The 9,202-nt window shown below is 72.5% G+C and carries 9 protein-coding genes; 4 read left to right on the top strand and 5 right to left on the bottom strand.

All coding sequences use genetic code 11. The features are described from left to right. Positions 1 to 259: 259 nt before the first annotated feature. From IF17_RS0128745 to IF17_RS0128735, 3 genes are all read left to right on the top strand, one after another. Positions 260 to 739 carry a DUF309 domain-containing protein gene (locus IF17_RS0128745; protein ID WP_030571898.1) on the top strand — a complete coding sequence of 160 codons (480 nt, stop codon included), beginning with the start codon at positions 260 to 262 and terminating at the stop codon, positions 737 to 739. A gap of 119 nt (positions 740 to 858) precedes the next feature. Beyond that, positions 859 to 1,344: a hypothetical protein gene (locus IF17_RS0128740; protein WP_030571897.1), complete on the top strand. Its 486-nt coding sequence runs from the start codon at positions 859 to 861 to the stop codon at positions 1,342 to 1,344. 151 nt (positions 1,345 to 1,495) lie between these two features. Beyond that, positions 1,496 to 3,442 carry a DUF2264 domain-containing protein gene (locus IF17_RS0128735; RefSeq protein WP_030571895.1) on the top strand — a complete coding sequence of 649 codons (1,947 nt, stop codon included), beginning with the start codon at positions 1,496 to 1,498 and terminating at the stop codon, positions 3,440 to 3,442. 49 nt (positions 3,443 to 3,491) lie between these two features. Here IF17_RS0128735 and IF17_RS0128730 read toward each other — a convergent pair whose 3' ends face one another. The 5 genes from IF17_RS0128730 to IF17_RS0128710 form a co-directional block, all read right to left on the bottom strand. Next, a complete protein-coding gene (locus tag IF17_RS0128730) occupies positions 3,492 to 4,124 on the bottom strand; it encodes a LutC/YkgG family protein (RefSeq protein ID WP_030571893.1) in 633 nt (210 codons plus the stop codon). Further along, a complete protein-coding gene (locus IF17_RS0128725; RefSeq protein ID WP_030571891.1) occupies positions 4,121 to 5,701 on the bottom strand; it encodes a lactate utilization protein B in 1,581 nt (526 codons plus the stop codon). Before IF17_RS0128725 ends, IF17_RS0128730 begins: the two co-directional genes overlap by 4 nt. Next, positions 5,698 to 6,468, bottom strand: a complete 771-nt coding sequence (locus tag IF17_RS0128720; RefSeq protein ID WP_030571888.1) for a (Fe-S)-binding protein — start codon at positions 6,466 to 6,468, stop codon at positions 5,698 to 5,700. The genes IF17_RS0128725 and IF17_RS0128720 overlap by 4 nt, the downstream gene beginning before the upstream one ends. A gap of 129 nt (positions 6,469 to 6,597) precedes the next feature. Continuing rightward, on the bottom strand, positions 6,598 to 7,329 hold the full coding sequence (locus tag IF17_RS0128715) for a FadR/GntR family transcriptional regulator (RefSeq protein WP_030571885.1): 732 nt from the start codon (positions 7,327 to 7,329) through the stop codon (positions 6,598 to 6,600). 203 nt (positions 7,330 to 7,532) lie between these two features. Beyond that, a complete protein-coding gene (locus IF17_RS0128710; RefSeq protein ID WP_030571883.1) occupies positions 7,533 to 7,856 on the bottom strand; it encodes a DUF3040 domain-containing protein in 324 nt (107 codons plus the stop codon). Positions 7,857 to 8,224: 368 nt separating this feature from the next. Here IF17_RS0128710 and IF17_RS0128705 point away from each other — a divergent pair, with 368 nt between their 5' ends. After that, complete coding sequence (locus IF17_RS0128705; RefSeq protein WP_030571877.1) at positions 8,225 to 9,202, top strand: HAMP domain-containing sensor histidine kinase; 978 nt, start codon at positions 8,225 to 8,227, stop codon at positions 9,200 to 9,202.

Below are 9,202 nucleotides of genomic sequence, written 5' to 3'. Positions count from 1 at the left end.
CCCCGACAGAACGTCCCACTCTTCGTCCGAGAGCTCATGTCGCCGCACCATGCGTCATATGATGCCCCATCAATAGCCTTTGAAGACAGGCCCTAGCAGCGGCGGCGAGTTCCGGTTCACGCTCGTACAACGGCCGGGACGGCTTCATGCCCACCCTTCCCCAAATGGCATGCAGTGACGACGGACGAGCCTAGTCGTGCGCGGGTGCCCACCGACAGGGTTCGGCCGATTCCTTGCAGGTGCGAGGCACAATCGAGTAGTGAACGAGACACGCAGGGACCGCGACACCGAAGGCCGGGCGCGCAACGCGCGCCCCCGGGACGGGCTGGGCCGTCCGCTGCCCTACGGCACGCCCGGGGTCGAGCGTCAGCCCGAGGGTGTCGTCCGCACACCGCACGAGACACTGCGGGAGGCACAGCGGCTGCTGGACGCGGGGATGCCGTTCCACGCTCACGAGGTGTTCGAGGACGCCTGGAAGTCGGGGCCTTCGAGCGAGCGCGAGCTGTGGCGGGGGCTCGCGCAGGTGGCCGTGGGGCTGACCCATGCCGCGCGCGGCAACACGGCGGGCGGGGCGCGACTGCTGCGCCGGGGCGCGGGCGCGCTCTCCCCGTACGGCGAGGCCCGGCCGCACGGCATCGGGATCGGCGGGCTGATCGACTGGGCCCAGGAGTTGGCCGGTCGAGTGGAGAGCGGCCCTACGGTGGACGCGGCGGCCGAGGCGCCTCGGCTGCTGGGGTAGCCGAGGCGGCCCCGCGGTCCGGGGCGGTCAGGGCAGGCGGGTCCGGGCCGGTCCGGGCCGGTGGCGGAACGCCCGGGTCCGGTAACGGGGCTGCCGCGCAGCCATTACGATCCGGCTCCATGAGCACTTCTGACCAGGACCAGGACCGGGACCAGCGCAAGGACCAGGACCGGGAGACCGACACCTCGATAGCCGGGACCGCGGTGGCGGATCCGGCCGAGGACGCGCACGACACCGAGGACGGCGAGGACACACAGACCGCGGCCGCCTCCCGTCCCGACGCCGAGACCGAGCCGGCGCCCGATTCGGAGCCTGAATCGGAGTCGGAGGGCCAGCCTGAGCTCGCGAAGAGACTGACGCCACGCCAGGCCCGGCGGCTGCGGATCGTTCTCTCCTCCGTGGGCATGGTCGCGATGGGTGTGGTCCTCGCCCTGCGGATCGCGAGCCGGTCGTCGGTGCTGGTGGTGGGTGTCTACGGGCTCGCGCTGATCCTGTGCGGCCTGGTGATCGAGCTCAGCAGGAACGGCCGTACAAGGCTCGGCAGCTGGCTGCTCGGGGCCGGTCTGGTGGCCGCCGTCGGTGCGGACTGGCTGCTGCTTCCCTGAGCGCGGCGCCAACTGAGGCTCTGGCGTCACCTCCTCCTGATCGTTTGATCGCTTCGGCGGGCTTCTGGTCGATCCCTTGACCGTTTCCGATCACCCGATCAGGATTTCCGGTGCCGACCGTGTCCCCCCAGGAAGGGCCTGGCCTCCCCGTATGACGACCTTCCGCTCCCCCTCGTTCGTACTTCCCCCGGAGGACCGGGCGTCGAGCCCGTACACCGGGTACACCCGGGCGCACTGGGAGGCCGCCGCCGACGGCCTGCTGCACGCCGCCTGGCGGTGGGCCACGCCCGGCGGAGCGCTGCTCGATCTGCCCGGGCCTCCGTCGCACTCCGGCGTGCGCTCCGACGGCCTTGAGGGGTTCGCGCGGACCTTCCTGGCGGCCGCCTTCCGGGTCGCCGGGGCCGAGGGGAAGGACCCCCACGAATGGCTGGATCGGTACGGGCGGGGGCTCGCGTCCGGGACACATACGCCGGGGCGGGAGGACACGGAGTCCTGGCCGGTCATCCTGGACCACCATGTGCAGGGGCAGCCCATGGTGGAGTCCGCGTCCGTCGCGCTCGGACTGCGGCTCACCCGCCCCTGGCTCTGGGACCGGCTGTCGGCCGAGGTGCAGGACCGGGCGGAGCTGTGGCTGCGGGGTGCGCTGCGGCATCTTCCGGCGGGCAACAACTGGTACCTCTTCCCGTACACGGTCGCCGGCTTCCTGGAGTCGGTGGGGCGCGGGGACGCGGAGACCGCCCGGGCACGGGAGCGGGCGCTGGAGCTGCTGGAGGGCTGGTACCGGGGCGACGGCTGGTACGCCGACGGGGACGGGCGCGCCTTCGACCACTACAACGGGTGGGCGTTGCACCTGTATCCGGTGCTGGACGCCCATCTGGCGGGCGACGGCAGCGCGTCGGCGCACCACGGGGCGCGGCTGCGCGAACATCTGGAGAGCTTCTCGCTGATGTTCGGCGGCGACGGGGCCCCGCTGCACTTCGGGCGCTCGCTCACCTACCGCTTCGCCGCGAGCGCGGCCGTGGGCCTGGGCGCGGTCTCCGGGCACACCCCGCTCTTCCCCGGGGTGTCGCGGCGGCTGGTCAACGGGTCGCTGCGGTACTTCCTGGAGCGGGGCGCGAGCGGCGGTGACGGGCTGCTGAGCCTCGGCTGGCACGGCCCCCACCCTGCGACCCTGCAGTCCTATTCCGGTCCCGCGTCGCCCTATTGGGCGTCGAAGGCGTTCGTCGCGCTGCTGGCTCCGGCCGGGCACCCGCTGTGGACGTCGGTGGAGGAGACGGCTCCGAGCGAGGGCGCGGACCGGGTGCTGTCCGTACCGGCGGCCGGGTTCCTGGTGCAGTCGACCCGGGCGGACGGCGTGGTACGGCTCCACAATCACGGCAGCGACCATGTCCGCCCGGACGAGGGCGAGCAGGCGGCCGGCACGGACCCGCACTACGCCCGGCTCGCCTACTCCACCGTGACCGGACCGACCTCGGCGGCGAACCCGGCGGACAACCACCTCTCCGTGACGGTCGGCGGTGTACGCAGCACCCGGCGCCGGATCCACCCGCTCGGGGCCGGACACGGCGACGGCTGGGGCTGGGCCGGGTCCTGGCACACACCCGTGTTCCCGGCGGGCCCCTCCACCGTCCCCGGGCTCCGGGTGGAGAGCGTGACGGTGGCGCGGGGCCGGTACGAGCTGCGGGTGCACCGGGTGCTCGGCGCGCCGGACGGGGCACGGGCCGAGCTGACCGGCTGGGCGACGGAGCCCGACGGGCCGGTGCGCTCCCAGCTGTACGGGCTCCACGGCTGGGCGGCGCCGGAGGAGGTACGGGCCCCGCAGGGCACGGCGTTCACCCGCTGGGCGGTGCTGCCCCGGCTGGCCGCCGACGTGGCGGGGGACGTGGTGCTGGTGGCCCTCGCGTCGCTCACGGCGGAGCCGGGGGCCGGGCCGTTGGAGCCGGTCGTGGACACGGCGCACGTACGAGCCGGTCCGGACGAGGACGGTGGCTCGGGCGGTGTCGGGGTCGAGGTCGAGGTCGAGGTCGGCTGGGCGGAGGATGGAGGGACGACGCGGATCGTCTTCGGTCGGGGGGCGGTCACGGTGGGTCATTCATAGGTCGGACCATAGATCGCTCACCTGTCGGTACGGTCATCTATCAGTGCGGTCACCTGTCGGTACGGATCACCACCACCAGGGTGCGGGGGCCGTGCACGCCCTCCACCCGCTCCAATTCGATGTCCGAGGTGGCCGAAGGGCCGCTGATCAGGGTCGTCGGCCGCTCGGGCACCAGCCGGGCCACCGCCTCGGGCACCCCGGCCTCGACGGAGGAGAGGTCCACGACGCAGAGGTGCAGATCGGGGACGAGCGACAGCGCCCGGCGTCCCTGGTCGGGCGAACCGTCCAGGAAGATCGTGCCGGTCTCGGCGCAGCCGGCGGCGGATGCGGTCACCACCGCGTCCAGGGAGTCCAGTCGGGGCGCGGGGATGTCCGCCGCGTCCTGGCACACCTCACCGTCGTACGCGTCGAGCCAGCGCGGATCCAGTCCGGCGGGCACCCCGATCCGGCGGGCGCCGTGGTCGCGCAGCACCTCGGCGACGACCTTCGCCGTGCGGTCGGCGGTGCAGGGGTGGACCTCGGCCCGGTAGTCGAGGAGCCGGTCGGTGAAGAGGGCGAGGCGTTCGGGGTCGGGGAGGGCCCAGCCGGTGCGGTAGGCGCGCGGTACGGCGGTGGCAGGCGTCGGGGCCAGGGCCAGGGCGTCACGGACCCGGCCGAGCACGGTCTCGCGGGCACTCGTCACCGGGTCCCGTCCTCTCCCTGGTTCCGGTCGGGTTCTCCTGGCCCCTGGTCGGACTCTCCCTGGCCCCGGTCGTGTTCGTCGGCGGCTGCCCGGAGCGTGGCGCGGCCCTCGTCGGAGGCGAACCAGGCGCGGAAGGTCCGCCGGGGCGGGGCCGCCGTGTCACGGCTGTCGCTCCAGCCGTTGAACGGCGGGGGCAGGCGCGAGATCGTCCCGTCGCGTCCCGCGACCACGCGGCCGAGGCCGGCTGCCTTCTGTGCGCCCGTGTACAGCGCGGGCCTCTTCATCACCGCGGCGGCCGCCTTCATCGCCAGCTTCTCCGGTGTGGTGCCGGCCTGTTCGGTGTGCTGGTGACGCAGCTCCACCAGCAGCGAGGGGATGTCGATCTTCACGGGGCAGGCGTCGAAACAGGCCCCGCAGAGGCTGGAGGCGTACGGCAGCGAGCTGTTGGGGTCGTCGTCGGCCGCGTGCATCCCGGCGAGCTGCGGGGTGAGGACGGCGCCGATCGGGCCGGGGTAGGTCGAGGCGTAGGCGTGGCCGCCGGTCCGTTCGTAGACCGGGCAGACATTGAGACAGGCCGAACAGCGGATGCAGTTGAGTGCCGCGCGGCCGATCGCGTCGGCGAGCGCGGCTGTGCGCCCGTTGTCGAGCAGCACCAGATGGAAGTCCTGGGGGCCGTCGCCGGGAGTCACCCCGGTCCACAACGAGGTATAGGGATTCATGCGTTCACCAGTAGAGGAACGCGGCAGCAGTTGGAGGAACACCTCCAGGTCCTGGTAGCGCGGCAGCACCTTCTCGATGCCCATCACGGTGATCAGCGTGTCGGGGAGGGTGAGGCACATGCGGCCGTTGCCCTCGGACTCGACGACGGAGAGGGTGCCGGTCTCGGCGATGCCGAAGTTGGCGCCGGAGACGGCGACCTTCGTGGTCATGAACTTCTGCCGCAGATAGGCACGGGCGGCGGCCGCGAGGTGGGCCGGCACGTTGTCCAGCTCCGGGTCGACGCCGGGGATGCGGTCCAGGAAGATCTGCCGGATCTCGTCCCGGTTGCGGTGGATCGCGGGCACCAGGATGTGGGAGGGCTTGTCGTGGGCGAGCTGCACGATGAGTTCGGCGAGGTCGGTCTCGTACGGGGTGATGCCGGCCGACTCCAGGTGTTCGTTGAGCCCGATCTCCTGGGTGGCCATCGACTTGACCTTGATGACCTCGCTGCTGCCGGTGGCCCGCACCAGCCGGGCGACGATCTCGTTCGCCTCGGCGGCGTCGCGCGCCCAGTGGACCGTGCCGCCGTGCTCGGTGACCTTGAGCTCCAGCTGTTCCAGGAGTTCGGGCAGCCGGTTCATCGCGTCGGTCTTGATGGCGGAGCCGGCGTCGCGCAGGGCCTCCCAGTCGGGAAGCTCGCCGGTGACGTTCAGGCGTTTGGCGCGGATCGTGGTGGTGGCCTTGTGGAGATTGCGGCGCAGCTGTCCGTTGCCCAGCTCCTGGTGGGCAGCGCGGGGGAAGGGCTCGTCGCCGCGCAGGTTGCCGGTGCCGTACGGGGAGCGGGGCGGCCGGGCGGGCATGCCGAGGAACGTGCTCATACGGATGCGGCCTCCGTCAGAACGTCGGGCGTGGCACGGGTGGCGGCGAGGATCCGGGCGAGATGCAGGGTGCGGGTCCCCGAGCGGATGCGGGAGAGCCCGCCGCCGATGTGCATGAGGCAGGAGGAGTCGCCCGCGGTGCAGACCTCGGCCCCGGTGGTGGCGATGCTGTCCAGCTTGTCGTGGAGCATCGCGGTGGAGGTCTCGGCGTTCTTGAGTGCGAAGGTCCCGCCGAACCCGCAGCAGGAGTCTGCGCCGGGCAGCTCGACGAGGTCGATGGCGTCGACGGCACGCAGCAGCCGGAGCGGTCTGTCGCCGACGCGGAGCATCCTCAGCGAGTGGCAGGTCGGGTGGTACGTCACCCGGTGCGGGAAGTACGCGCCGACCCCGGTCACCCCGAGGACGTCGACGAGGAGCTCGGAGAGCTCGTACGTCTTCGCCGCGACGACGGCCACCCCGGCGCGCAGGGCCGCGTCCCCGTAGCGGTCGGCGACGATCGCGTGCTGGTGGCGGACCGAACCGGCGCACGAGCCCGACGGCATCACGACCGCGTCGATGGAGGCGTCGCCGAACTGCTCGGCGAAGTTCCGGACCAGGGGGACGGGTTCGCGCTGGTAGCCGGTGTTGATGTGCATCTGTCCGCAGCACGTCTGCTCCGGCGGGAACACCACCTCGTGGCCCAGGCGCGTGAGCAGAACGGCGGTGGAGCGCACCGCGTCGGGGAAAAGCGTGTCGCCCAGACAGGTGGCGAAGAGTCCGATGCGCATAGGGCCTCCCCGGCGGGTTCCGGTTTCACTACGACGTTTCTATGGTCGGACCATACTAGGCTCGGCCCGTCGAAGGCATGGGCCACGCCGGACAGGTCGGAGCGGTGCGCCCCCACCCCTCCCCCGCCGCTACGGCCCGAACGGATCGTCCACGAGCGTTCCGTGCAGCCCTCGGATGTGCCGCTCCACCAGGTCGGCGGCCTCGGCGCCTCGCCCCTCGCGCACCAGCGTCAGAAGGGCGCGGTGCTGCGCGTTGAGAGCGCGGGCGGTGGCGGGCCAGTCCTCGACCCCCTCCAGGGCGCGCAGGATCAGCGGGCGCACCGACTCCCGTACGGCGGAAGTGAGGGTGGAGGTCAGGGCATTGCCGGAGCTGCGGGCGATCAGGACGTGGAAGCTGGTGTCCAGGTCGTTGAACGCGCCCACTCCCACGCCCGGCTCCGCCATCCCCCGTACCAGCTCCTCCGCCTCGTCGAGATCCTCGGACGGCGCGTGGCCGGCGGCGGCCTCGAAGCTGGACCGTTCCAGGACGATCCGGGCCTCCAGGACGTCCTGGAGGCTGTAGCTGCCGAGGGCGAAGTGGAGCCGCAGCAGCCGGCCCAGGGCGTCGTCCGGGTTGCGCACGATCCGGGCCCCGCCGTCCGGGCCCCGGCCGGGCTGGGCCACCAGGACGCCGATGGTCTCCAGCACCCGCAGCGCCTCCCGCAGGGCGGACCGGCTGACGCCGAGCACGGGGGCGAGTTCCCGCTCGGGCGGGAGGCGGTCACCCGCCTTGAGCTCACCGGCGAAGACCCGCTCCTCGATGGAGCTGAGCACGAGTTCGTGCGTACGGGACTGCCGCACGGGCTGCCATTCGACGGACATCCGCCACTCCCTGCCTCGGCCGGTTCCGGGACGTTCAGCGTATGTCACACATACGGTGTGGTCGGACCTCTCACTCTTCAGAGGTAGGACCAAACAGAGGTCCCATTCTCCGAGCGCACGAAGGCCCCGACCGGTTCGGCGGTCGGGGCCTCGGCCGGCCCGTGCGGAGGGGCCGGGGGAAGCGGCGGTGCGGGCGCCGCGCGTCAGTGAGTTCGCGGGTCTCCGGGGGCTCCCGGGTTCCCGGGAGTGCCTGGGATGTCCTTGCCGTGCAGACGACCGCGCTGCGGGTCGAAGAGGTGGGCGGCCGCTCCCGCCACCACCAGCCCGGTGGCGATCAGGAGTCCGTGGCCGATAGCGATACCCATGCCCAGGGCGGTGAGCCCGAAGGCCATCGCCAGCCAGGCGTTGCGGCGGCGGTACTCGCGGGGGCTGCGCGGGGTGCCGTCGGACATCGCCGCCGCGAAACCGGGGTCGTCGCGATGCAGCTGCTCCTCAAGGGCGCGCAGCCGTTCGTCATACGTGGGCATGGTGTCTCCCTCCCGGTACGGAGACCTCTCGGCCCCTCCGGCGCCGGCCCGGTGGTGCGGCACGGGCAGGGCCCCCCGGGCCCTGAGTTCATGATCGGCGGGGGCGTCCGGAAGGACTATCGGGGGCAGCACCCATATCCGGGGGTGCGCACCATGCAGACGGGCGGTGGGCCGTACGCCCCTCCCGGCGCCGGAGCGGGCGCATCCGGGCGGCGGCGTGTTTCCCGCGCGCAGCGACGATAGTGGAGGCTGTCGACACCCACGTCAACGCCCGCGAATGCCTGTGAACGCGCGCGTGGCCCGCGTCGACGCCCGCAATGCCCGCAATGCCCGCGATCGCTGCGACGTCCGATGGAGGCCGTGCTCCCTTGTCCCTGTTCTGGCGGATCTTTCTGCTCAACGCCGCTGTGCTCGTCGCAGCGGGCGCCCTGCTGCTGCTCGGCCCGATCACCATCTCCACGCCGGTCCTGCTGACGGAGGCGATGATCCTGACCGGGGGGATCGCTTTCATGCTCGCCGCCAACGCGGCCCTGCTCCGGCTCGGCCTCTTCCCGCTCCAGCGGGTGACCCGCGCGATGACCACGACCGACCTGCTGCGCCCGAGCCCGCGCCCCGAGGTGGCCGGGCACGGCGAGATCGCCGCCCTGATCGAGACGTTCAACACGATGCTCGACCGGCTGGAGGCCGAACGCGCCACCAGCAGCGCCCGCGCGCTCTCCGCCCAGGAGGCCGAGCGCCGCCGGGTGGCCCAGGAGCTCCACGACGAGGTCGGGCAGACCCTCACCGCGGTCCTCCTCGAACTCAAACGCGTCGCCGACCACGCCCCCGAGCCGCTCCGGGGCGAGCTGCGGCAGGTCCAGGAGATCACCCGCGGCTCTCTGGACGAGATCCGCCGGATCGCCCGACGGCTGCGCCCCGGGGTGCTGGAGGAGCTGGGTCTGGTCAGCGCCCTCACGGCGCTCATCACCGAGACACCGACGCCCGACGGGCTGACGATCCGCCGGCAGATGGGCAAGGACCTGCCCGACCTGGACGCCGAGGCCGAACTGGTCATCTACCGGATCGCGCAGGAGGCGCTCACCAACACGGTCCGCCACGCCCGCGCGTCACGGCTCGAACTCTCCCTGCGCAGCAGCCCCTGCGGGGTGGAGCTGCGTATCCGCGACGACGGCCGGGGGCTCGGGGACACCCCCGAGGGCGCGGGCCTGCGCGGCATGCGCGAGCGCGCCCTGCTGATCGGCGCCGAGATGTTCCTCGGCCCCGGCCCGCAGGGCGGTACCGAAGTACGACTCGATGTGCCCGTAGTACGTCACGATGTGCCCGTCCGGAAGAACGGAAGCCGGTGA

The sequence above is a fragment of the Streptomyces cyaneofuscatus genome (assembly GCF_000718135.1).
Lineage (GTDB): Bacteria > Actinomycetota > Actinomycetes > Streptomycetales > Streptomycetaceae > Streptomyces > Streptomyces cyaneofuscatus.
The sequence above is the reverse complement of the archived record's forward strand: the minus strand, read 5'-3'. Positions and strand labels throughout refer to the sequence as shown.